The 21,798-nt window shown below is 66.3% G+C and carries 24 protein-coding genes; 17 read left to right on the plus strand and 7 right to left on the minus strand.

Going from position 1 to position 21,798, the window contains the following annotated elements:
- Window positions 1–48: 48 nt before the first annotated feature.
- Window positions 49–1,281 carry a hypothetical protein gene (locus ACWEFV_RS20325; protein ID WP_450071465.1) on the minus strand — a complete coding sequence of 411 codons (1,233 nt, stop codon included), beginning with the start codon at window positions 1,279–1,281 and terminating at the stop codon, window positions 49–51.
- Window positions 1,282–1,493: 212 nt separating this feature from the next.
- Here ACWEFV_RS20325 and ACWEFV_RS20330 point away from each other — a divergent pair, with 212 nt between their 5' ends.
- The 8 genes from ACWEFV_RS20330 (at window position 1,494) to rraA (ending at window position 6,661) form a co-directional block, all read left to right on the plus strand.
- Window positions 1,494–2,150: a DUF6474 family protein gene (locus tag ACWEFV_RS20330; RefSeq protein ID WP_450071466.1), complete on the plus strand. Its 657-nt coding sequence runs from the start codon at window positions 1,494–1,496 to the stop codon at window positions 2,148–2,150.
- Window positions 2,151–2,160: 10 nt separating this feature from the next.
- Window positions 2,161–2,685, plus strand: a complete 525-nt coding sequence (locus ACWEFV_RS20335; protein WP_450071467.1) for a hypothetical protein — start codon at window positions 2,161–2,163, stop codon at window positions 2,683–2,685.
- 36 nt (window positions 2,686–2,721) lie between these two features.
- Window positions 2,722–3,411, plus strand: coding sequence for a YcnI family copper-binding membrane protein (locus ACWEFV_RS20340; protein ID WP_450071468.1), 690 nt, complete (start codon window positions 2,722–2,724; stop codon window positions 3,409–3,411).
- The gene (locus tag ACWEFV_RS20345; protein WP_450071469.1) at window positions 3,408–3,914 is read left to right on the plus strand and encodes a copper resistance CopC family protein; all 507 of its coding nucleotides are present in this window, start codon (window positions 3,408–3,410) and stop codon (window positions 3,912–3,914) included. The genes ACWEFV_RS20340 and ACWEFV_RS20345 overlap by 4 nt, the downstream gene beginning before the upstream one ends.
- A complete protein-coding gene (locus ACWEFV_RS20350) occupies window positions 3,890–4,744 on the plus strand; it encodes a CopD family protein (protein ID WP_450071470.1) in 855 nt (284 codons plus the stop codon). The genes ACWEFV_RS20345 and ACWEFV_RS20350 overlap by 25 nt, the downstream gene beginning before the upstream one ends.
- A gap of 89 nt (window positions 4,745–4,833) precedes the next feature.
- On the plus strand, window positions 4,834–5,355 hold the full coding sequence (locus ACWEFV_RS20355; RefSeq protein ID WP_450071471.1) for a hypothetical protein: 522 nt from the start codon (window positions 4,834–4,836) through the stop codon (window positions 5,353–5,355).
- A 44-nt stretch (window positions 5,356–5,399) separates the two neighbouring features.
- The gene (locus tag ACWEFV_RS20360) at window positions 5,400–6,161 is read left to right on the plus strand and encodes a MerR family transcriptional regulator (RefSeq protein ID WP_450071472.1); all 762 of its coding nucleotides are present in this window, start codon (window positions 5,400–5,402) and stop codon (window positions 6,159–6,161) included.
- A gap of 20 nt (window positions 6,162–6,181) precedes the next feature.
- Window positions 6,182–6,661, plus strand: a complete 480-nt coding sequence (gene rraA / locus ACWEFV_RS20365) for a ribonuclease E activity regulator RraA (protein ID WP_450071473.1) — start codon at window positions 6,182–6,184, stop codon at window positions 6,659–6,661.
- Between the two features lie 58 nt (window positions 6,662–6,719).
- Here the strand turns inward: rraA and ACWEFV_RS20370 are convergent, their stop codons facing one another.
- Complete coding sequence (locus ACWEFV_RS20370) at window positions 6,720–8,189, minus strand: flavin-containing monooxygenase (RefSeq protein WP_450071474.1); 1,470 nt, start codon at window positions 8,187–8,189, stop codon at window positions 6,720–6,722.
- Between the two features lie 79 nt (window positions 8,190–8,268).
- Between ACWEFV_RS20370 and ACWEFV_RS20375 the strand changes: the two genes are divergently transcribed.
- Together ACWEFV_RS20375 and dinB are read left to right on the plus strand one after the other, a co-directional pair.
- Window positions 8,269–8,910, plus strand: a complete 642-nt coding sequence (locus tag ACWEFV_RS20375) for a TetR/AcrR family transcriptional regulator (protein WP_135459472.1) — start codon at window positions 8,269–8,271, stop codon at window positions 8,908–8,910.
- Between the two features lie 24 nt (window positions 8,911–8,934).
- Window positions 8,935–10,158 carry a DNA polymerase IV gene (gene dinB, locus ACWEFV_RS20380; protein ID WP_450071475.1) on the plus strand — a complete coding sequence of 408 codons (1,224 nt, stop codon included), beginning with the start codon at window positions 8,935–8,937 and terminating at the stop codon, window positions 10,156–10,158.
- 10 nt (window positions 10,159–10,168) lie between these two features.
- Here dinB and ACWEFV_RS20385 read toward each other — a convergent pair whose 3' ends face one another.
- Window positions 10,169–10,600, minus strand: coding sequence for a hypothetical protein (locus tag ACWEFV_RS20385; protein ID WP_135459474.1), 432 nt, complete (start codon window positions 10,598–10,600; stop codon window positions 10,169–10,171).
- Window positions 10,601–10,675: 75 nt separating this feature from the next.
- On the opposite strand from ACWEFV_RS20385, the gene ACWEFV_RS20390 reads away from it, so the two are divergent.
- Window positions 10,676–10,966, plus strand: a complete 291-nt coding sequence (locus ACWEFV_RS20390; RefSeq protein WP_450071476.1) for a YiaA/YiaB family inner membrane protein — start codon at window positions 10,676–10,678, stop codon at window positions 10,964–10,966.
- Window positions 10,967–10,969: 3 nt separating this feature from the next.
- On the opposite strand, the gene ACWEFV_RS20395 is transcribed toward ACWEFV_RS20390, so the two are convergent.
- Window positions 10,970–11,974 carry a PHP domain-containing protein gene (locus tag ACWEFV_RS20395; RefSeq protein WP_450071477.1) on the minus strand — a complete coding sequence of 335 codons (1,005 nt, stop codon included), beginning with the start codon at window positions 11,972–11,974 and terminating at the stop codon, window positions 10,970–10,972.
- A gap of 9 nt (window positions 11,975–11,983) precedes the next feature.
- The gene (locus ACWEFV_RS20400) at window positions 11,984–12,361 is read right to left on the minus strand and encodes a thiol-disulfide oxidoreductase DCC family protein (RefSeq protein WP_450071478.1); all 378 of its coding nucleotides are present in this window, start codon (window positions 12,359–12,361) and stop codon (window positions 11,984–11,986) included.
- A gap of 80 nt (window positions 12,362–12,441) precedes the next feature.
- Between ACWEFV_RS20400 and ACWEFV_RS20405 the strand changes: the two genes are divergently transcribed.
- A complete protein-coding gene (locus ACWEFV_RS20405) occupies window positions 12,442–14,088 on the plus strand; it encodes a SulP family inorganic anion transporter (RefSeq protein ID WP_450071479.1) in 1,647 nt (548 codons plus the stop codon).
- Window positions 14,089–14,103: 15 nt separating this feature from the next.
- On the opposite strand, the gene ACWEFV_RS20410 is transcribed toward ACWEFV_RS20405, so the two are convergent.
- Window positions 14,104–15,450, minus strand: coding sequence for an NAD-dependent succinate-semialdehyde dehydrogenase (locus ACWEFV_RS20410; protein ID WP_450071480.1), 1,347 nt, complete (start codon window positions 15,448–15,450; stop codon window positions 14,104–14,106).
- Window positions 15,451–15,636: 186 nt separating this feature from the next.
- Here ACWEFV_RS20410 and ACWEFV_RS20415 point away from each other — a divergent pair, with 186 nt between their 5' ends.
- The 5 genes from ACWEFV_RS20415 to ACWEFV_RS20435 all read left to right on the plus strand — a co-directional run bounded on the left by ACWEFV_RS20415 (window position 15,637) and on the right by ACWEFV_RS20435 (window position 20,443).
- The gene (locus ACWEFV_RS20415) at window positions 15,637–16,488 is read left to right on the plus strand and encodes an LLM class F420-dependent oxidoreductase (protein ID WP_450071481.1); all 852 of its coding nucleotides are present in this window, start codon (window positions 15,637–15,639) and stop codon (window positions 16,486–16,488) included.
- A 636-nt stretch (window positions 16,489–17,124) separates the two neighbouring features.
- Entirely contained in the window at window positions 17,125–18,258 is a 1,134-nt protein-coding gene (locus ACWEFV_RS20420; RefSeq protein ID WP_450071482.1) for an EspA/EspE family type VII secretion system effector, read from the plus strand.
- Window positions 18,259–18,278: 20 nt separating this feature from the next.
- On the plus strand, window positions 18,279–18,602 hold the full coding sequence (locus ACWEFV_RS20425; RefSeq protein ID WP_070945863.1) for an ESX-1 secretion-associated protein: 324 nt from the start codon (window positions 18,279–18,281) through the stop codon (window positions 18,600–18,602).
- A complete protein-coding gene (locus ACWEFV_RS20430; protein ID WP_450071483.1) occupies window positions 18,603–19,103 on the plus strand; it encodes a YbaB/EbfC family DNA-binding protein in 501 nt (166 codons plus the stop codon).
- Complete coding sequence (locus ACWEFV_RS20435; RefSeq protein ID WP_450071484.1) at window positions 19,103–20,443, plus strand: hypothetical protein; 1,341 nt, start codon at window positions 19,103–19,105, stop codon at window positions 20,441–20,443. Before ACWEFV_RS20430 ends, ACWEFV_RS20435 begins: the two co-directional genes overlap by 1 nt.
- Window positions 20,444–20,463: 20 nt before the next feature.
- Here the strand turns inward: ACWEFV_RS20435 and ACWEFV_RS20440 are convergent, their stop codons facing one another.
- Window positions 20,464–21,798, minus strand: a complete 1,335-nt coding sequence (locus tag ACWEFV_RS20440; protein ID WP_450071589.1) for a glycosyltransferase 87 family protein — start codon at window positions 21,796–21,798, stop codon at window positions 20,464–20,466.

The following is a 21,798-nucleotide window of genomic DNA, read 5'->3' on the forward strand; positions in this document are numbered from 1 at the left end:
GTAGCACGCCCGGACAAGTCCCCTTACCTGGATTCTCCCAGGTCGTTCCTAACGCATGAACCGACTGGCGTCGATTCTGACGGTACGGCCGGCTTTGGCCTGCCGGTAGCCCACGAGCCCGCCCAGGCCGGTCAGGGCCATCATCCCGGTTACGCCGGGCAGCGCCATCGCCGCGATCTCCATCGTGTTCGCCGTACGCAGGTAGTCCGCGTAGCCGGCCCGGTAGGACGCCGGCGGGAGGCCCGCGTTCAATCCGACGGCGGCGGGAGGCCTCGTCTCGGTCCGCATCTTGGTCGAGGGTTGCATCTCAGGTCCCGACCTCGGTCCGTGGTCCGAGCCCGGACCACCCAACGGCGCCGCGAGCGGCGGCACGATGACGGGCAGCACGACGACCGGAACGGCGATCGGCGGCACGCCGGCCGCCGCGGCCAGGCCGGGCGGGGGTGGCACAGCCACATCGGCCGCCGGTGCCGGCGGTGCCGGTAATTGCATCACCGGCGGGCGCGGGAAGTTGAACGGCGCGGGGACGCCGCCACCGCCTCCACCGCCGGCAGCGCCGCCGATCAGAGTCGTGGTGGTCTGGCTGGTCTCCGATGTCGCGGAGGTGGTCTCCGACGTCGACTTGGTCGTCTCGGTGGTCTCGGAGGTCGACTTGGTCGTCTCGGTCGTCGACGACTCGGTCGTCTTCGTGGTGGTCGCGGTCGTCTCGGTCGTGCGCGTGGTGGTCGCGGTCGTCGTGACAGCCGTCGTCGAGGGCGTGGTCGACACTGTCTCGCTGGCAGATGTCGTGGGTGTCTCCGACTCCGACGGCTTCGTGCTGGGAGTCGCAGTGTCGGTCTTGGTCGGGGTCGCCGTGTCGCTCTTCGTCGGGGTCGCCGTGTCGGTCTTGGTCGGGGTGTTGGTGTCGGTTCCAGTTTGCGGAGGCGTCCGGGTACCGGACGGTTGCGACGGCCCGCTGGGTTCGTCGGTCTGGGTCGGTTTGCCCGTCGTCTTGGTCGGCTTGCCGCTCGTCTTGGTGGGCTTGTGGGTCGTCCGGGTGCCCGGCGAGCCGGTGCCATCCCCGTCTTCGCCCTGGGAATCGCCGCCCTGATTCTGGCCCGGCCCGTGATCCTTGCCCCCGTGCCCGTCCTGCCCGTTGCCGGCAGTATTCGACGAGCCCTGACCGCTGTCGGGCCGGCCTCGATCCGGATCGGCAAACGCCAATGCGCCCCCGACACCGGCAATGATCAGGCCTATAAGCACCAGACCGGTCGAGGCGGCGACGCGCAACCGCGAACGCACGTTGTCACCACCCTTTCGCGCACCGCCTGCAAGCTTTCGTTGACGAATTCAATTCTCGCACAAACAAGCAGTCCGAATTTGCTAGCTGAGGCGATTTACCACCTTGATCGCGGGGAGCCGCGGCGGAGCAAATCCACCGGACGATACTGTGGGTCTGCAGCACTTCTGCGGTGACCACAAACACACGACGAATTGACCGGGAGGCAACCGGAATGGGCCTGTTCACGCGACGAAAAAGCCGCGCCACCCGCCGCGCCGAAGCCCGCGCCATCAAGGCCAAGGCCAAGCTGGAAGCCCGGCTCACCGCAAAGAACGAGACTCGTCGCATCAAGTCCGATCAGAAATCTGCACAGCGGGCCCTCAAAGCTCAGGTCAAGACGCAGCGGGACAGCGACCGCAACGCCCTCAAAGTGGCCGAGACCGAGTTGAAGGCGGCCCGTGAAGGACGTCTGCTCGCCCCTGCCAGGATTCGTCGTCTGCTCACCGTCACACGTTTGCTGGCGCCGGTCCTCGTGCCCTTGATCTACCGTGCCGCCACGGCCGCCCGGGGCGCTCTGGACGAACGTCGTGCCGATCGCCTCGGTGTCCCGCTGGCCCAGCTCGGTCAGTTCTCGGGACACGGCGCCGAGTTGTCCGCACGGATCTCCGGGGCCGAGCAGACGCTGCGGCAGGTGGCCGAGAAGAAGCCCAAGGATGCCGAGACCAAACAGTTCGCAACGGCGATCAACGAACGGCTCACCGACCTGGCCGCGGCGGTGACCGCCGCCGAGAACATGCCGACCGCACGGCGCCGCGGCGCCCACGCGGCGATCGCCGCCCAACTCGACGGCATCGATGCCGATCTGATGGCTCGGCTGGGACTGGTCTGAGCCCAATTCCATGACCGGCGCCCGTATCGACTACGCAGCCCCGCTGCGCGGTACGGCCGTCGGCTCCCTCACGGCCGCACTGGCCGTCGCGGCGCACGGCGTCGGCGGCGGCGGTCTGCCCGGAGGCGCGGTGGCCGCCCAGCTCGTCGTGCTGGCGGCCACCCTCGGCACGGTGGCCGCGACCGTGCGCGGCGCGAACCGCACCGCGGTGTTGTGGGGCCTGCTCGGTACCGGCCAGCTGCTGGCCCACGCGTTGTTGGCGACGGCGGGTCACTCGCACGGCACCCGGCCCGGCTTGGTGATGTTCGGCGCGCACCTGGCTGCGGTATCGCTCGGCGCAGGCCTGATCGCCTGCGGTGCCCGGCTGTCGGCAGCGGTATCGCGGGCGGTGCGCACGATGGCGCCCCAAGGGCGGCCGGTGCCGGTTACGACGGTCGGTGTCTTGGCGCGTGGCACGGATCAGCCGTTGCACTCGGCTCTCTTCCTGGCCGCTTCGGTGTCGCATCGGGGCCCGCCGGTCGGCGCCTGCGCCTGACCGTCCGACCCGACCAACTCCAGAAAGACACCACGAATGCAACCCCTCACCGGGGCGTCCTCGCGCGCCCTGCTCACGACCGCGGCGGTAGCCGTCGCCGGTCTGCTCACCGCCGCACCGGCGTGGGCGCATGTCCACGTCGACGCCGACGATCCGACACCGGGATCCACCTCGATACTCACCTTCCGAGTTCCCGGCGAGTCCGATTCCGGCGCGCTGACAACACAATTGAAGGTTGACCTGCCCAACGTGGCCTCGGCGCGCACCGAGGTGATGCCGGGTTGGACCACAAAGCTCGACCGTGACACCTCCGCGGGAACGGTCCGGACGGTCACCTGGACCGCGGCACCCGGAGTGGGCATCTCACCCGAGCAGTTCGCGCTGTTCCGGGTGTCGGTCAAACTGCCCGATGCGCCGACGGCGAGCTTCCCCGTCACCCAGACCTATTCGGACGGCTCGGTGGTCCGGTGGGATCAGGCCCCGCTGCCCGACGGCAGCGAGCCCGAGCACCCGGCTCCGCAACTGACGCTGACCGGAACCCCGCCTGCAGCAGGAACTGCCGAACACGGCACCGAGACGGCCCCGGCGGCCGGTCAGCCCGTGCCTGCCGCTGCCGCACAGCCCGCAGGCACCGTCGACAATTCGGCCCGCTGGCTGGCAGGCGGAGCGCTGATCGTCGCGGCCGCCGCGGTGGTCGCAAGTCTGCTGAACCGGCGCCGGTCATGAGCCGGCTGCTGGCCGCGGCCCTGACCGGGCTCATCCTGGCCGCCTCTGCATTGGTCGGGGCGCCGGCCGCGTCGGCGCACGCGGCCCGGGTCGCGGCGGACCCGGCAGAGCATTCGGCGCTCAGCGCCGCACCGCCACGGGTGAGCGCCACGTTCAACGAGGCGCTGCAGCCGGCCTTCGCCAACATGACGGTCGTCGGTCCGGACAACAACCTGTGGTCCGAGGGTGACCCGAAGGTCGCCGGTGCGGTGCTCAGCGTCGGGGTCCGCCCACTCGGCCCGGCCGGTACGTACACGGTGAACTACCGGGTTACCTCGGCCGACGGGCACGTGGTCTCGGGTTCCTGGTCGTTCGACCTGACCGTCGCCGGTGCGGGCACTCCGGGGCCCGCCGCCTCGTCGCCTGCGCAGTCCGACGGCGGCATCGTGGTGTGGCCGTTCGTTCTGGTCGCCGTCGTGCTCATCGGCGGCGGAGCCTGGTGGGCGGTCCGACGTCAGCGGTGATCGGTGCGTTGATCCGGGCGCTGGCTGACGGCGCCGCCATCGTCGCTCTTGGCCTGGCGGCGGTGCCGCTGCTCGAGTCCGACCGCTACCGCGCCGAGTTGAGCCGGAGGGCGGCCACGCCACTCGCGTTGGCTGCGGCACTCTGGCTACTGGCCGAGATCGTGCGGCTGACCGTGGAGGCCGCGCAGACCGCGGGTGTCGGGTTCTGGCAGATCCGCGTGCACACCCTGACCGACTTCGTTCTGCACACCACAGTCGGCCGTTCGGGGCTGGTCGGCGTCGCGGCGGCGCTGATCGTCGGCGTGGTGGCGATCCTCGTCCCGCGCGGTGCCACCACCACGGCCATGACGGTCGGGGTCGCGGCGGTCGGCATGGCCGCCAGGACTCTGGCCGGACATCTCTCGGAGAGTCCGATCGGTGGGATGGCCGTGGCGCTGCATGCCCTGGCCGCCGCGGTGTGGTGCGGGGTGCTGGCGGCGCTGGTGCTGACCGTGACGCACCGCGGCCAGTGGGCCAGGGTGCTGCCCCGGTTCTCGCAGTTGTCGCTGTCGTGCGTGGGTGTGCTGCTGGTCGCCGGTGTGGTCGGGGCGGCGATCAAGTTGAACTCGCCCGCCGAGTTGTGGGCCACCGGTTATGGCCGGATCTTGACCGCCAAACTGGTCGTGACCGTGGCTCTGCTGGCTCTGGCCTGGCGAAACCGGTCTCATTGGCTGCCGGCGGCGCGGGCTCACCGCAGTAGTGCGGCGTTGTCGCAGAACCGCTCGTTGATGGAATTGGGCATGATGGCTGTTGCGGTCACGCTTGCCGCGGCTCTGGCCGTCACGGGTTGACCGCTGCGGCGCCTGGCATGATGGGAAACACTGCCGGCCCCACCCTCCGCGATGGCGCGGAGCACCAGAAACTGCAAAGGAGCAGCCAGATGGCAGAGCAGCAGGATCAACCCGCCGAGAAGCCCGCCACCGCAGCCGAGCCGGCTGCGGTCGACGCATCAGCGGCCGGCGCGGATCCTGCTCCGCCCATTCCGGCCCCTCCGACCCCGGCTCCCAAACCCGGTCCTCCGCCGGGCAAGAAGGCCCCCGCGAAGAAGACCCCGGCCAAGAAAGCAGCGGCGAAGAAGGCTCCCGCCAAGGCCGCCAAGAAGGCTCCGGCGAAGAAGGCCCCGGCCAAGAAGGCTCAACCTGCCCCGCCGGCCACCCCGCCCCCGGTCAAGGCGGCCCCGGCTCCCGTCACTCCCTTGCCGGATGTCGCCAAGGCCGCCAAAGAGGCTGCGGCACAAGCCAAGTCAACTGTCACCTCGGCCGCCAACCCGGTGTCCGGTCCAGCGCTGGTCCCGATGAGCGAGAGTCCGTCGTCCAAGCTGCCGCTGGCCGCTGCGGTTGCCGTCGGTCTTTTGGCGGTGCTCTTGGTGTTGCTCAGCCGCCGTCATTCCGACGAGGACTGATCCGGGCTTGACCCTGACGCGACGTCAGGGTCGATAGTGGCCTCATGCACGCGAATTCAGAGGCGAGATCCGTCGGTGCGGTCGCCGCGCTGACGGGGGTCTCGGTGCGCACGCTGCATCACTACGACCACATCGGTCTGGTGGTGCCCGGCGTGCGTACCGCGGCCGGTTACCGCGGCTACACCGATGCCGACATCGAGCGGCTGCACCTGGTCCTGGTGTACCGCTCGGTCGGCCTGGCTCTGGACGAGATCCGGTCCCTGATCGACGACGATTCCGACGTGCTCGCCCACCTGCGACGTCAGCACAGCCTGTTGTGCGATCAGGCCGAGCAGCTGCAGCAGACCATCAAGGCAGTGGAGGAATTGATGAGCGCCCACAATCGGGGAATCCAGCTGACCGCCGAGGAGCAGGCGGAGATCTTCGGCAGTGCCGTGTACGACGAGCACGCCGACGAGGTCCGCGAGCGCTGGGGCGACACCGACGAATGGCGGCAGTCACAGGAGCGCGCAGCCAAGCTCACCAAAGGGGACTGGCTCGAGATCAAGGCCGAGGGCGACGCGCTGTTGGCTGATCTGGCTGCCGCCAAACGGGGCGGGGTCAGCCCGGGTTCAGCTGCGGCCGGCCAGCTGGCGGCCCGCCATCGGGCCGGTATCGAGCGGTTCTACGGCTGCAGCGACGACATGCACGTCTGCTTGGCAGAGATGTATCTGGCGGATGAGCGGTTCACCCGCTACTACGACGACGTCGAACCGGGCCTGGCCCAGTTCGTGCACGACATCATCGTGCAAAGCGTCGCCGGCTAGCCGGCTGCGATAATCGCTGGGTGAGTATCGAACCGCGCGCCACCGCTGATCTGGTCGACGAGATCTACCCCGACGTCCGTAGCTGCGATCTGCAGTTGCAGAACTACGGCGGCAAGACGATGTTCGCCGGGCCGATCACCACGGTGCGCTGCTTTCAGGACAACGCACTGCTCAAGTCGATCCTGTCCACCCCGGGCAACGGCGGGGTGCTGGTGGTCGACGGCGGTGGGTCGTTGCACACCGCGCTGGTTGGCGACATCATCGCCGGGCTGGCCGCCGACAACGGCTGGTCTGGCGTGGTCGTCAACGGACCGGTGCGGGACGCCGCGACGCTGCGCACCATCGACGTCGGGATCAAGGCGCTGGGCACCAACCCGCGCAAGGGCACCAAGACCGGCGAGGGCGAACGTGACGTGCCCGTGGAGTTCGGCGGCGTGACCTTCGTCCCGGGCGAGATCGCCTACTGCGACGAGGACGGCATCGTGGTGGTGGCTCGGTAGCACCGGACGAAAAAAGCCCCCCACGTTGACGTGGGGGGCTTTTTCACGCTTTGCCCAGTTAAACCGTCACTGCGGCACGGTGTTTGGTGAACATCAGCGACTCTTCGTCGACCTTGCCGTACCGGATGGTCCGCATGTCGAAGAAGTAGTTCTGCTTGAGCTTCCACGGCGCTTCCGAACCCGACTTGGGCAGGGTGTCCATGGCCCGCCGGAAGTAGCCCGGGGTGAAGTCCATGAACGGCAGCTCGTCGACACTGCCACCGGGGTGCTGCGGCTCGACCCGGTCGAAACCGTTCGCGTCCATGTAATTCAGCACGCGGCAGATGAACTCGGACACCAGGTCGGCCTTCAGCGTCCACGATGCGTTGGTGTACCCGAAGGTGATCGCCATGTTCGGCACGCCCGAAAGCATCAGGCCCTTGTAGGTCATGGACTCAGTCAGGTCGATCGGCTCGCCGTTGCGGTGGGCGACTGCACCACCGAACAACTGCATGTTCAGACCCGTTGCGGTGACGATGATGTCGGCCTGCAATTCCTCACCGGAGGCCAGCTTGATCCCGGTTTCGGTGAAGGTCTCGATGGTGTCGGTGACGACGCCGGCCTTGCCCGAGCGGATGGCCTTGAACAGATCCCCGTTGGGGGCCAGGCAGACTCGCTCGTCCCACGGGGCGTAGCGCGGGCTGAAGTGCTTGTCGTAGTCGAAGTCCTGGGGCAGGCGGCGGGTCCCCATCTTGCGCAAGAACTGCTTGAAGATCGACGGGAAGCGGCGTGCGACCTGGTACTGGCCGGTGCTGTAACCGATCTGCTTCCACCGGTTCGCGAAATGCGCGAGGTTCTTCGGCAGGTATTTGTTGGTCTTCACCGCGAACGGATCGACCAGTGGCAGGGATCCGACGTACGTGGGTGAACGCTGCAGCATCGTGACGTGCCCGACGCCGCCGTCGACCAGCGACGGGATGAGCGTGATGGCGGTGGCACCGGAGCCGATCACGACGACGTTCTTGCCCGTGTAGTCCAGGTTCTCGGGCCAGTGCTGCGGGTGGATGATCTGGCCCTTGAAGTTCTCGGCCCCTGGGAACTCGGGCGAGTAGCCCTCGTCGTAGTTGTAGTAGCCGCTGCACACCGACAGGAACGACGCGGTGATCTGCTTGGCTTCGCCGTCGTGCTCGACGTCGACGGTCCAGCGGTTGTCAGCGTCCGACCAGTCGACCGAGAGCACGCGGTGACCGGTGCGGATGTGGTTGCGGATGCCGTTCTCGTCGGCGGCCTCGTTGATGTAGTTCCAGATCGACTCGCCGTCGGCGATCGACTTGGCCGACTCCCACGGCTTGAACCGGAATCCGAGGGTGAACATGTCGGAGTCGGAGCGGATGCCCGGGTATTTGAACAGGTCCCAGGTGCCGCCGATGTTCTCCCGGCGTTCGAGGATCACGTAGCTCTTGGTCGGGCAACGGTCCTGCAGGTGCCAGGCCGTGCTGATGCCGGAAATGCCGGCACCGACGATCACAACATCGAAATGTTCGGTCATGAGACCGACGGTATCAACAGGGTGTTGAGTCGGTCAACGGTGTGTTGAGAAACTCAACGCGATGTTAGGCTGCTTCATTGTGACCAGCTCCAGCACGACGCGCGCCCCGCGCGGCCGCCGTGCCGCCCGCCCTTCGGGCGACGACCGCGAAGCGGCGATCCTCGCGACGGCCAGGCAGCTGCTCGAGACCAAGAAATTCGCCGACATATCGGTGGATGACCTGGCCAAAGGCGCCGGGATCTCCCGGCCGACGTTCTACTTCTACTTCCCGTCGAAGGAAGCGGTTGTGCTGTCGTTGCTCGATCCGCTGATCAAGCGCGCGGACACCGGTTTCGACAGCGCACTGGAGGCCATGCCCGCGGATCCCAAGCGGGCGATCCGCCGCGGCATCGAGATCTTCTTCAGCTCGTTCGGGTCGGATCCGGCCACTGCACGCGCCGGCACCGAGGCACTCAACAGCAGCCCGGAGTTCCGCACGCTCTGGTCGGGGCTGATGCAGAAATGGATCGCCCTGACCGCCGCGCTGATCACCGCCGAGCGCCAACGCGGCGCCGCCCCGGAGACCATCCCCGCCATGGACCTCGCAACCTCGCTCAATCTCATGAACGAGCGGACCATGATGGCGGCCCTTAGCGCCGAACAACCCGCGGTCGCCTTCGACAACGTGGTCGATACCCTCGCCCACATCTGGATGACCAGCATCTACGGCGAGGCCCGCTGACCCGTCCGTCATCTATGCGAACATATGTTCGTGTCTGGCACACCAACCGCAGCTCCGCAGGCGGCCATCCTGCACGCTGATCTCGACTCGTTCTACGCATCGGTCGAGCAGCGTGACGATCCGGCGCTGCGCGGCCGCCCGGTGATCGTCGGCGGCGGTGTGGTGCTGGCGGCCAGTTACGAGGCCAAGGCATTCGGGGTACGCACGGCGATGAGCGGTGGCCAGGCGCGTGCGCTGTGCCCGCGGGCGGTGGTGGTGCCGCCGCGCATGTCGGCCTATTCGGAAGCCAGCCGGCACGTGTTCGAGGTCTTTTACGACACCACGCCGGTGGTCGAGCCGCTGTCGGTGGACGAGGCGTTTCTCGATGTGTCGGGTTTGGGCCGGGTGTCCGGCACCCCGGTAGAGATCGCCCGCCGGCTGCGCGAGCAGGTCAGCGAGCAGGTGGGCCTGCCCATCACCGTCGGCATCGCACGCACGAAGTTCCTGGCCAAGGTGGCCAGCCAGGTGGCCAAACCGGACGGCCTGCTGCTGGTCCCGCCCGACCGCGAGTTGGCGTTCCTGCATCCGTTGCCGGTGCGCCGGTTGTGGGGTGTCGGCGCCAAGACCGCCGAGAAGCTGCACGTCCACGGCATCGAGACAGTCGCTGATGTGGCCGAGTTGTCCGAGTCGGCGTTGGGCACCATGGTCGGCGGCGCGATGGCGCGGCAGCTGTATGCGTTGTCGCGCAACATCGATCGACGCCGGGTGACGACGGGTGTGCGGCGCAGTTCGGTCGGTGCCCAACGCGCACTCGGGCGGCGCGGCAACACGATGTCGGCCGCTGAGGTGGACGTTGTTGTGGTCAACCTCGTCGACCGCATCACCCGCCGCATGCGGGGTGCCGGACGCACCGGTCGCACCGTCGTATTACGTTTGCGCTTCGACGATTTCGGCCGGGCGACGCGGTCGCACACCCTGCCCCGGGCCACCGCCTCGACCGAGGCGGTCCTGGCCGCCGCCCGTGCGTTGGTGACGGCCGCCGCGCCGGTGATCGCCGAGCGCGGGCTGACCCTGATCGGGTTCGCGGTGTCCAACATCGATCACGAAGGCAGTCAGCAGCTGGAGTTGCCGTTCGACTCGCAGCCTGATCCGGTGGCGATCGACGGCGCCATCGACGAGGTGCGTCAGCGGTTCGGCAACGCGATGTTGACCCGCGGGGTGCTGGTCGGGCGCGATCCCGGCCTGGAGATGCCGACGCTGCCCTACTGACGGGCTACCGCTAGAACAGTTGCGCGGCAATGAATCCCGCGAGCAGTACGGCAAATCCGCCGATCTCGCCGACGATGAGCGCGACCATCCCGGCATGCAGGCCGGCGCTGGGCCGCTCGAACTGGTTGGTGGTGTCCCGCCTGGCGCCGTGCTCGATGTAGCTGATGATGGCGACGACGAAGAACAGTACGAGCACCATCGCCGCGGTGAGGTTCACCCAGGTGGGCCAGGCACTGAGTTCGACGAACACCGCGACCAGCAGCGTGGCGAAGGAATACAGCAGGGCGGCCCGGTGGGCGATGTCGACGTACGGGTGGGCCAGGTGGTTCTCACTGGTGGCCATCTGCCGGTATTTCCACACTCCGAGCACCAGTGCCAGCAGGAAGATCAGCCCGGCGGCCAACAGGGTGATGACGGTGTCGATACCGAGTTCGGCGTGCATCGCGTGAGCTTAGACCGAGGTGTTTTGAGTAGTCTCACGCATCCGGCGAATCGTGTTCTACGCCAGGCTCGAAGCATGATCGCACTCAACGACAGCTCGAAAGTCACCGCCGCGTTCTCCCTTCAGGCGACCATCGCGTTCGGGGTGAGCTTCCTCGGCGTGCTCGGCGGGGTCTTCTTCCTCCCGATCGACATCTGGCAGCGGATGTTCCTCGGTATGTCGGTCCTGTTCCTCGTCACCAGCGCCTTCACCCTGGCCAAGGTGATCCGTGATCAGCAGGAGGCGGCCACTGTCCGGGTCCGGCTGGACGAGGCCCGCATGGAAAGGCTGCTCGCCGAGCATGATCCGTTCACTTCGGGAGCGTGAACCTCAGCCGGCGGTCCACGCGAGCAGCTGCTCGGCCGGCCAGGTGTTGACGATGCGCTCGATCGGCACCTCGGCGTCCAGGGCCCGCTGGGCTCCGTAGCCGAGGAACTCGAGCTGGCCGGGAGCGTGGGAATCGGTGTCGATGGTGAAAAGACAACCGATCTCCAATGCCAGGTTCAGCAGCCGGGTCGGTGGGTCGCGCCGCTCGGGCCGCGAGTTGATCTCGACGGCGGTGCCGTGGTCGAAGCAGGCCGTGAACACCTTCCCGGCGTCGAACTTGGACTCGGGCCGCACTCCGCGTCCACCGGTGACCAGGCGTCCGGTGCAGTGCCCGAGAACATCGGTGTGCGGATTCGATACCGCTTTGACCATGCGCCGGGTCATGGCCGCCGAGTCCATGGCGAGTTTGGAGTGGACGCTGGCCACCACCACGTCGAGGCGTTCCAGCAGTTCGGGCTCCTGGTCCAGCGACCCGTCTTCGAGGATGTCGACCTCGATCCCGGTGAGGATGCGCATCGGGGCCACGAGTTCGCGGAGCCCCTCGATGACGTCGAGCTGGTCGCGCAACCGTTCCGGTGACAGCCCGTTGGCCACCCGCAGGCGCGGTGAGTGGTCGGTCAGCGCACAGTACTCGTGGCCGAGGTCGCGTGCGGCCAGCATCATCTCCTCGATCGGGGCGGATCCGTCCGACCAGTTGGAGTGCACATGCAGGTCGCCCCGAAGCGCGGCGCGCACCGCGCCACCCCCGAAGTCCTCAGCCGCCGAACGTAATTCGATGAGCGTGTCGGGCTCACGGCCGGCCCAGGCCTGGGCGATGACCTTCGCGGTCTTGGGCCCCACCCCCGGCAACGATTGCCAGCTGTTCGACGCACCCAGGCGCTCGCGCTGGACATCGCTCAATGCTTCGACGACGTCGGCCGCGTTGCGGTAGGCCATCACCCGTCGCGAATCTTCGCGCGCGCGGTCCTTGTAGTACGCGATCTGGCGCAGTGCGGTCACCGGATCCATCGGCGCTGCTCAGCAGTCCCCTGGGCGCGCCGCGCAATGCGGCGTGGTGCCCGGGAACCGGTATCGATGGCTCGCCACCCAGCGGTAGGCGGCATTCTGCACCTGACGCACACCGGGAATGCGGTACAGCCCCAACGGAATCCGGCTGCCCATCCCGGCCGACAGCGCCGCGTTGATCGCTTCGGCGCCGCGGTACACGTCCCCCGACGAGTCCTTCCACCACGCGGCTTCGAGCATCTCATCGTTCGCGACGCCGAGGAGCTCCGGCGTGCCGGGCCGCTGGAACGGCTCGATGTGCAGCTCTCCGGTGCGTTGCCGCCGCATCAAGGAGTTCGCGCTGCGGGTGCACATGCCGCAGTTGCCGTCGAAGTACAGGACGCCGCTCATACCTTCAGTGTGCCCAGCATTTGCGATGCCGTACAGTGGATTGCGAAATCGCTCAATCCATCAATTCGTCAGGCAGTACTTTGATCAGAACCGCGGCCGGCACATTCCGTCGGCTGCTGCCCCATCGCGACGACTACACCGAATTTCCACACTCGTGGCGCCGCGACGTTCTCGCGGGTGTGACCGTCGGGGTGGTGGCATTGCCGTTGGCGTTGGCATTCGGGATCAGTTCAGGCGTGGGAGCCGCCGCAGGGCTGGTCACGGCAGTGGTGGCCGGCCTGGTCGCGGCCGTGTTCGGCGGTTCTCATGTGCAGGTATCCGGCCCGACGGGGGCGATGGCGGTGGTCCTGGCGCCGATCGTCGCGCAACACGGGCTCGGCAGCATCGCATTGGTGACCGTTGCGGCAGGCCTGCTGGTGCTGGCCGCCGGGGCAACCGGTCTCGGCCGGGCCGTGACATTCATTCCGTGGCCGGTGATCGAGGGGTTCACCCTGGGCATCGCGGCGATCATCTTCCTGCAACAGGTTCCCGCCGCCTTCGCCCAGCAGGCCCCGGCCGGTGAGCGCACACTGCCCGCCGCGATCACGGCAATCGTCCAGGCCGATTGGACCGCCGCGGCGAAAACCCTTGGGGTGGTTGCTGTCGTCGCGCTCCTCATGGTCGTCCTGCCCCGACTGCACCGGTCCATCCCGGAATCGCTGACGGCGGTGATCGTGGTTACCGTCTTGGTTTCCGCGCTCCACGTTCCGGTCGCCGCGATCGGCGAGCTGCCGTCACACCTGCCTACCCCGGTGCTGCCGCACGCCGACCTCGGCGCCTTGCGCACCCTGCTGGGTGCCGCGCTGGCCATCGCCGCGCTCGCGGCCATCGAATCTCTGCTGTCGGCGCGGGTCGCCGCGACCATGTCGCCGACCGGACCGTACGACCCTGATCGTGAGCTGGTGGGGCAGGGTCTGGCCTCTGTCGCCTCCGGAGTTTTCGGCGGTATGCCCGCCACCGGCGCGATCGCCCGCACCGCCGTCAACGTCCGGTCCGGCGCCCGGACGCGGGTGGCGGCGATCGTGCACTCACTCGTCCTGCTGGGCGTGGTGTATCTGGCCACCGGTCCGGTGTCCACCATTCCGCTCGCTGCGCTGGCCGGCGTGCTGATGGTGACGTCGTTCCGGATGATCTCGGCGGCCACGATCCGGAAGATCCTGCGCTCCACCCGATCCGATGCGTTGACCTTTGCGCTGACCGCCGCGGTCACCGTGTGCTTCGACCTGATCGAGGCCGTCGAGATCGGCGTCGTCGCCGCCGCGTTCTTCGCATTGCGTTCCGTAGCACGGCGCAGCAGCGTCGTTCGTGAAGAGCTCCCGGGTCCATCGCATCCCGGGGATGATCAGATCGCGCTGCTGCGCCTCGATGGTGCGATGTTCTTCGGTGCAGCCGAACGCATTTCGAGTGCGATCACGGACGCCGAGCACCCGCAGACTTCCGTCGTCATCATCCGGATGTCGCAACTCGGGATGCTCGACGCCACCGGCGCACACACGCTCGCGGAGATCGCCACCGAACTGGAGTCACGGGGTATCACGGTGATCATCAAGGGCGTACGCCCGGAGCACTCCGAGTTGCTCGCCAACGTCGGCGTCTTCGACTCACTCCGGCACGAGAACCATCTGCTCGATTCGCTCGACGATGCGATCGGCCACGCGCGACTGCATGTCGCGCGTGGCCCGCATTGACCTGCTCCGTCAGCGTCAGCCGCCGATGCGGATCAGCTTCTTGTTCACGAACTCGTCCATGCCGTACCTGCCGAGCTCGCGTCCGAAACCGGACCGCTTGATCCCGCCGAACGGCAGTTCCGCACTGTCAGCGCCGACGAGATTGACGAAAACCATTCCGGCGTCGATCTTGTCGGCGACCCGGGCGGCCTGGTCCGCGTCGGTGGTGAACACGTAGGACCCGAGTCCGAACGGGGTGTCGTTGGCGAGGGCAACGGCCTCGTCTTCGGAACCGACCTTGTACACGATCGCCACCGGGCCGAACAGCTCCTGGTGGTAGGCGTCGTTGTCCTCGGTCACACCCGTCAGCACGGCCGGCGGGAAGAAGGCGCCACGACGCTCGCCTGTCGTGGCCAGTGTGGCGCCCTGCTCGACAGCCTGTGACACCTGCTGCTCAAGCCGGTCGGCGGCCAGCTCCGAGGACAGCGGGGCGATTCCGTCGGCCGCGGCGAGCAGCTTCTCGGTGAACTTGGCCAGGAAGTCGTCGTAGAGGTTCTCGGTGACGATGAAGCGCTTGGCGCCGTTACAGCACTGTCCGGTGTTCTCCATGCGGGCGTCGACAGCTGCCTGCACGGTGGCGTCGAGGTCATCGGTGGACAGCAGGATGAACGGATCGGAGCCACCGAGTTCCAGTACGCACTTCTTGAGATTGCGGCCGGCGATCTCGGCGACTGCGGCACCCGCCCGTTCAGAACCTGTCAGCGATACGGCGGCCACCCGTGGGTCGGCGATGACGTCGGCAATCTGCTCGTTGGTGGCGCGAATGTCCACGTAGGCGCCCTGCGGGAAGCCGGCCTCCAGGAAGATCAGCTGCATCAGCTCGGCGGATTCGGGGCACTGCGGGGCGTGCTTGAGCAGAATCGTGTTGCCCACGATCAGGTTTGGTCCGGCGAACCGGGCCACCTGGTAGTAGGGGTAGTTCCACGGCATGATGCCGAGCAGCACCCCGACCGGGCCTCGCTTGACCACCGCGGTGCCATCACCATCGAGAAGCGAGATCGGCTCGTCGGCCAGGAACTGTTCGGCGTTGTCGGCGTAGTACTGGTAGATGGCGGCGGTGAAGTCGACCTCGCCCAGCGCCTGATCGCGCGGCTTGCCCATCTCTCGGACGATGACGTCGGCCAGCTGTTCGCGGCGCTGCTCGTACAGGGCGGCGACCTTGGTGATGAGCGCGGCCCGTTCGGCCACGGTGGTGGTGCGGGCCCAGCTCCGGCCGGCCTTGGCTGCGGCGTCGATCGCAGCCTGGACCTCGGCGTCGGTCGAGGTCGGGTAAGTGGCGACCACCTCGGCGGTCGCCGGATCGGTGACTGCGTACACGCTCATGTTCACTCCAAGACGGGTCAGATCGGGGGATTTCGTATATTTCCCTGCCCGAGACTACCGATTGCGACGCCAAAATGGCACCGAAGATACGGAATCAGCACCATGGATCCGTAGCGCGCCTGAAAAGCTCCTGGCAGTTGCGCGAGTCCAGGAATGAATGCCGGCGCGCGACTAGTTTGTGATGACGTGCGCTTCGCCTTCAAAACCTCCCCGCAGAACACGACCTGGGCCGACATGCTCGCCATCTGGAAAGCTGCCGACACGATCGACGTCTTCGAATCCGGCTGGACGTTCGACCACTTCTATCCGATCTTCTCCGACTCGTCCGGCCCCTGCCTCGAGGGCTGGACGACGCTGACCGCCCTGGCGCAGGCCACTGAGCGGTTGCGCGTCGGGGTGCTCGTCACCGGTATCCACTACCGCCATCCCGCCGTGCTGGCGAACATGGCCTCCGCACTGGACATCGTCTCCAACGGGCGCCTGGAGCTCGGCATCGGCGCCGGCTGGAACGAGGAGGAGTCCGGTGCCTACGGCATCGAACTCGGTTCGATCAAGGAACGCTTCGACCGGTTCGAGGAGGCCTGCGAGGTTCTCAAAGGGCTACTGACGCAGGACACGACGACGTTCGACGGCAAGTTCTACCAACTGAAGGACGCGCGCAACGAGCCCAAGGGCCCACAGCAGCCGCATCCACCGTTCTGTATCGGCGGCAGCGGCGAGAAGCGCACCCTGCGGATCACCGCGAAGTACGCCGATCACTGGAACTTCGTCGGCGGCCCGCCCGAGGAGTTCGCCCGCAAGCGCGATGTGCTGGCCGCGCACTGCGCCGATCTCGGCCGTGACCCCAAGGAGATCACCCTGTCGGCGCACGTGCGACTGGGTGCGGACCTCGACTACGAGAAGGTGGTCGACGAGGCCGCCGCACTCGGTGCCGAGGGATTGGATCTGGCGATCATCTACCTGCCGCCGCCCTACGATCCGGCTGTGTTGGAACCGTTGGCCGAGGCGATCAGAGATTCCGGCCAGCTGACCCGCTGACCGATACGGCTACGCCCTCGGGTCGGCGTTAAGGCGTCGGTCCGGGGCGTGACGGATACTCGTCACCAGCCGAAGCGAAGTAGCTCGTCGGCAGTGGCCAGGCGTTCGTTCTTGGCCGGAAACTCACGGCTCTTCATCGGATGACGGAACAATGACCAGGCAATACGACCCATCCGTGACCGACTTATCGGACTGATGTACACGGTGATCACTCCTGCGACTTACTGGTAGCTGTACCCGTAGTTCCACGTTACCGCAGCACTCTCACCACGTCATTAGATACCTGACATCCGGCAAACAGTGTGAGCCACGCCGCACAAAAATCTGATGTTTCCCGTGTTACCAATGAGGTGGATGTGACATCGAGGGGCCCCAAAGAGGATCTGGATCACTTTTTCACATCATCAAGAGTTGTGATGCAGGCCACATCAGTTAATTAAGAAAACTCTCAACCTTGCCTTCGTTGCCGAAGGTGCACGGTGAAGCTCAGATGCGCGAACACGGAAATTGCCGCGCCGGAGCCGCTCATCGCGCCGATAGACTTCTAGCCGAATAAAGGGGGGCTCGTGGGTTTCGTCGATGGCCTGACCGATTTCGCCGAGGGCCCGCTCAAACTCGTCAGTGGCGTCGTAAACGGTGCCAAAGACGGCGCAAGTTTCGTCGACAACATACTCGACAGGGACATGGGGGGGCGCCCTTCAGGATGGCCTGAAGATTGCGGACGACATCGGAGACATCACCGAGGGCCTCGCAAGCCTCGGATTTGGGGTAGGGCCACTACCGACGGCGTTCAAATCGATGAAGAGCCTCGTGCCGGCCGAGTCCAAGATCCTATGGCTCGCGCAAATGGCGATCGACGGCATGAAGTTGACGACCGGATCGGGAAACCCCACCAACGGCGACGAGTTCCGCGGCTCGAGCGAACGCCTCGGCACAGCGGTGGCAACTCTCATTGCCGCGGAGCCACACACTGATCGGTGGGACGGAACGGCCTCGCAGGTCTACAACGCGGTGAACGCATCGCATCGACGCGTCACTTTCGAGGTACAGAATGCAGACCTCGAAGTTGCAAACATCCTCGACATCGAGGCCGAACAGGTGGGCCATACCCGAGAAACTCTCGACGACCAGATCGACTGGCTCAAGGCCTACGACTACGCGACGATGGCGATGAATGCCCATCCAGTCAGTGCTGCACTCAAGGTCCTCCTGGACACCGCCGCCGCCGCCACAGCAACGGGAATCGCGGGTGACGCGATCGGCAAGCTGCTCGCGAACAGCGTGCAGAACGCCTTGCGCATCCGTGACCATCTCGACGGGTACGAAGGCGCTGCAAAAGACACGTCAGGTAAGCCCATGGGAGGGTGCGAAGTCTTCGCAGTGCCGGAGCAGGGTGATCCGGATAAGCCCGACGAAACCCTTCCTCGCCCCAAGAAGGAGACGGCGCTACCGGACCTGCATGCGCCGACCAAGGCACCATCGCGATTGGACCCCAAAGAGCCGTACACGGTCCCGAGCCCCGAGGAACCCATCGTCTATGGCCCACCGGCTACGCCTTACAGGAATCCAGCACCCGCAAGTCCGGCTGCACCGAGCGCTCCCCCGCCCATGACACCCAAAGCCCCCGCGGCTGCGGTGCCGCCACCTGCCGCCCCGCCACCCAAGGTCCCGGCAGCGGCTGCACCCGCCACTCATGCCGGCCAACGCGCGCCCGTCGGTCCAGGTGTTCGCGGCGATGGCGCAACCCCCGTGCCCACCGCCCGATCCTGAACTATTGCGAAAGAACCTCAATGCCAACCGATTACGAGAAGAACCTCACGGTCCTTACCGAGCACATCCAACACCTTTCCGAGAAGCAACACACGGCGGTCGACCAGATCACGGGAGCGAATCGGTCGATTGTCGACCCGGCACGGAATGTCCTAGATACCCACGGACTAGTCTGTGGTGCAACGAATCTCGCCGTTGCTGCGGTCGAGGCCGCGCGGCGGACGGCCGGCGGAAAAATGGAGAAGGTGTCCACAGAGCTCGCCGAGAAGTTAACCACCGCGGCCGCCAACTACGAAAACACCGACTCCGCTGAAGGTGGCAACATCAACACATGTGGGGTGTGAGTGAGCGGTAGCTGGGACGATTCCTCCTGGGACGACGACGAACCCGACTATCCCGAAGACCAGTCGTCGCTTGATGCGCTCGACTTCACCAACCCGATCGAACAGTCCGGGGATAACTCGGAATTAGCGGTGCCGACTCCTGATGCCGACGATGAGGCCATGCTGGCCGTACTCTTCACCGTGACGAATCCCCCAGGGACAGTGTCGGTCAGTGCATTGGCGAGCGGTCAACCCGCATATATCGACCTCTCGCCGCGCGTCGTCGATATGACTGAAGGCCAACTCACCGACGAGATCCTGGTGATTGCGAGACTCGCTGCGCAGCAGGCCCTGGCTGGCCAGAACCTCATCCTTTCGAGTGCCCTGGAGCGACTGGGCGTCGATCGAACGTCTATCCGCAACCATTTGGAGCACGACGCCGGGCTACCGTCCGTCGAAGCCGTGCTCGCGGAGAAGGCCCAGATCTTCGCCACCCGGTACCAAGATGAGGGAGACGACTGATGGCTCAATCACTCCCGACCAAACGACGCGCACGCTGGCCGTTCATTCTTGCCGCGCTTGTGACGATTGTCGTGCTCGTTATCGGCACCATCGTGTGGTGGTTCTCGGCCGGCTCCGAGGCCTGGGCGCGGCATCACTGGAATCCTCCAGAATCGGACTACCTCGCGTCGATGCGCACAGCGCCGGAAGCAGGGTGGAAAACCGATATCGCTACCCTGGGATTACCGCCCGGCTCGACGATCACCGCCGGTGACGACCCCTCCGGCCCCATCGTCGGAACGGGAACGTCTCGCGCGTATCTCCTGGCTAACAGCCCCGGACCCACTCCGCAGTGGTGGCTGACCGGTGTCGATGCCAGCGACGGGCACAGGTTGTTTCCGCCAGTCGCGCTGAACATGACCGACAAAGCGCCGAGCTGCTTCATCAACGGACCTTCGGTCGTGTGCATCGCAGACGACTATTACCGAGCCACTGCGTGGGTGATCGACCAGCACACCGGGGAACTGACGTTCACGGGCCCGACCGGAGTGCGCTTGATGACGGGGAAGCTCAAGGCCGCCCAGGTTGGCAATTATCTGGTCGCGGCAACCGAGAAACAGGGGCTCTACGGCTTCGGACCACAAGCCCAGACGACATGGTTCGTACCGGGAGCGGGCCTCGTCGCCGAGCACAACAATGACGTCGCCTTCCAGGGCACTGGTCGAGAAGATGGCGCAATACTGTTCTCCCTCAAGGACGGTGAGGTGCTAGACCCGCAATTCCCAGACAACACCGAGTTGCTCAATACCGCATTCTTCAACGGCGGCTTTGCACAGCAGTTCACCGAGAGGCCGGGCCACGATTTCGTCCAGTTATTCGACAACAGTGGAAAACTCGCAGTCGACAAACGCTTCGACGGCAATGTCGGCACCATAACCGGAAACTTGATCGGCATCGGAGACTCCGGCGACTACGGCGTGTACACCCTGCAAGGCATGAAACTGCTCGACCTCGATGGCGGCCACCTCCAACTGATCGGCACCACACTGTGGGTCAGTGAGACCGACAGGGTCACCCAATCTACCCTCTATCGGCCATATGACATGCGGACGGGCGACAAGGGCGAGGCGTGCGAATTCAACTTGGACACAGGCTATCTCGGATCAGACGGCACAGTGGCGGTGCGCGCTCCGGTCAATCCGAAGTCCGATCTGCTGGCCGATGCGTGGGATCTCTCCACGTGTGAACGAGTGTGGTCGATCCCGAGGAACGGACCACTCGGCCGGGTCACCCGACTGGGCGATACCCTGGTGCGCCTGTCCGACGACGGCACTCAGCTCTTTTCCCTCGTCAGCCCGTAACCGCTTTCGTGCCAGGCCGTTCAGACGCGCGCCAGCTCTTCATCGAGAAGCTCCGGCGGGTAGTCGTCGATGCCCGTGCCCGGCAGCGAGAACACCTCCGGTTCGTCGGCCCGCGGCGTCGCGCTCAGACGCAACCAACCCACCGCACCGATCCCGAAACACACGAACACCAGCGGATACCAACCACTCGCGAGCTGGCCGACCCAGAACCGCCGCACATCCAGGAAGTTCCAGTACACGCCGGTGAAGTACATGGTGGTGTGATTACGGCCTGGCCGGTGCAGAGTCCACATGAACACCATCGCGAGCAGGCCCGCCGCCCGGTACATCCAGCCACGAGCCCACATGCCTTGTGCCGTGCACGCTTTCGCGACGAGCCAGAAGATCGCAGGTGCGAACCACACCCAGTGCGCCGCCCAACTGAACGGCGATACCGCGCAACCGGTCAAGCCCACCAGGACCACCGCCAGCGCGCGTTCTCCTCGCCGGTACGCCCAGGTCGCCGCCGCGAGACCGGCGGCAAGCACCAAGAGGCTCAACATAATCCACAGCCACTCCGGGCGCGGGTTCGGGGCGAAGTACCGGGCGAGGAATCCGTTGATCGACTGGTTGGCCAGATGATCGATGGAGCTGATGTGCGAGGTGTCCCCGAGGTGACTCCAGAACCAGGCGCTGTCTCGCGGTAGCAGCGGCCAGGTGAGCACCACCGTGGCGACGAAAGTCAGTGCCGCCACGGCCGAGGCGCGCCACTGCCTGGTTAAGAGCAGATACGGGAGGAACACGAGCGGCGTGAGCTTGATGCCGGCGGCGATCCCCAGCCCGATCCCCCGCCACCGGGACGCGGTGGGCCGCAACAGATCCAGCATCACCAGCGCCATGAGCAGGACGTTGATCTGCCCCCACCACAAGGTGGCCTGTACCGGCTCGACATCGATGACGATCACCGCCAGCGCGGCGCTCAGCACGCCCAGCCGAAGATCCGCGCGAAGACCTGCCAGGCGCAGGATGCGCCACGCGATGAGCGCCAGCAGGCAGATCGACAGCGCCAGCAGAAGGTACTTGGCGACGTCGAAACCGAGCCAGGCGAACGGCGCAAGGACGAAAGCCGCGAACGGCGGATATACGAACCAGGCCCCGCGCAGCGCCGGTTCCTCGTACAGGCTCCTGCCGTCCCAGGAAGCGTGCACCGCGGCGCGATACGTATCCAGGTCGAAGTTGTTCCCGGTCAGTCCGAAGAACTGCGTCTGGAATGGAACGAGGTGGTTGTGCACCAGCAATGCCAGGACTGCCCCGATCAGTGCGATCGAGACGACACGCCGTCGCAGCACCAACTCACCCCCGGTCACGTGGGGTAT

The organism is Mycobacterium sp. NPDC004974, from assembly GCF_053600815.1.

Coding starts and splice junctions, on each gene's coding strand:
- ACWEFV_RS20330 (WP_450071466.1), top strand. CDS start 1,494: ATGGGCCTGTTCACGCGACGAAAAAGCCGCGCCACCCGCCGCGCCGAA.
- ACWEFV_RS20335 (WP_450071467.1), top strand. CDS start 2,161: ATGACCGGCGCCCGTATCGACTACGCAGCCCCGCTGCGCGGTACGGCC.
- ACWEFV_RS20340 (WP_450071468.1), top strand. CDS start 2,722: ATGCAACCCCTCACCGGGGCGTCCTCGCGCGCCCTGCTCACGACCGCG.
- ACWEFV_RS20345 (WP_450071469.1), top strand. CDS start 3,408: ATGAGCCGGCTGCTGGCCGCGGCCCTGACCGGGCTCATCCTGGCCGCC.
- ACWEFV_RS20355 (WP_450071471.1), top strand. CDS start 4,834: ATGGCAGAGCAGCAGGATCAACCCGCCGAGAAGCCCGCCACCGCAGCC.
- ACWEFV_RS20360 (WP_450071472.1), top strand. CDS start 5,400: ATGCACGCGAATTCAGAGGCGAGATCCGTCGGTGCGGTCGCCGCGCTG.
- ACWEFV_RS20370 (WP_450071474.1), bottom strand. CDS start 8,189: ATGACCGAACATTTCGATGTTGTGATCGTCGGTGCCGGCATTTCCGGC.
- dinB (WP_450071475.1), top strand. CDS start 8,935: ATGTTCGTGTCTGGCACACCAACCGCAGCTCCGCAGGCGGCCATCCTG.
- ACWEFV_RS20385 (WP_135459474.1), bottom strand. CDS start 10,600: ATGCACGCCGAACTCGGTATCGACACCGTCATCACCCTGTTGGCCGCC.
- ACWEFV_RS20390 (WP_450071476.1), top strand. CDS start 10,676: ATGATCGCACTCAACGACAGCTCGAAAGTCACCGCCGCGTTCTCCCTT.
- ACWEFV_RS20395 (WP_450071477.1), bottom strand. CDS start 11,974: ATGGATCCGGTGACCGCACTGCGCCAGATCGCGTACTACAAGGACCGC.
- ACWEFV_RS20400 (WP_450071478.1), bottom strand. CDS start 12,361: ATGAGCGGCGTCCTGTACTTCGACGGCAACTGCGGCATGTGCACCCGC.
- ACWEFV_RS20410 (WP_450071480.1), bottom strand. CDS start 15,450: ATGAGCGTGTACGCAGTCACCGATCCGGCGACCGCCGAGGTGGTCGCC.
- ACWEFV_RS20425 (WP_070945863.1), top strand. CDS start 18,279: ATGCCAACCGATTACGAGAAGAACCTCACGGTCCTTACCGAGCACATC.
- ACWEFV_RS20435 (WP_450071484.1), top strand. CDS start 19,103: ATGGCTCAATCACTCCCGACCAAACGACGCGCACGCTGGCCGTTCATT.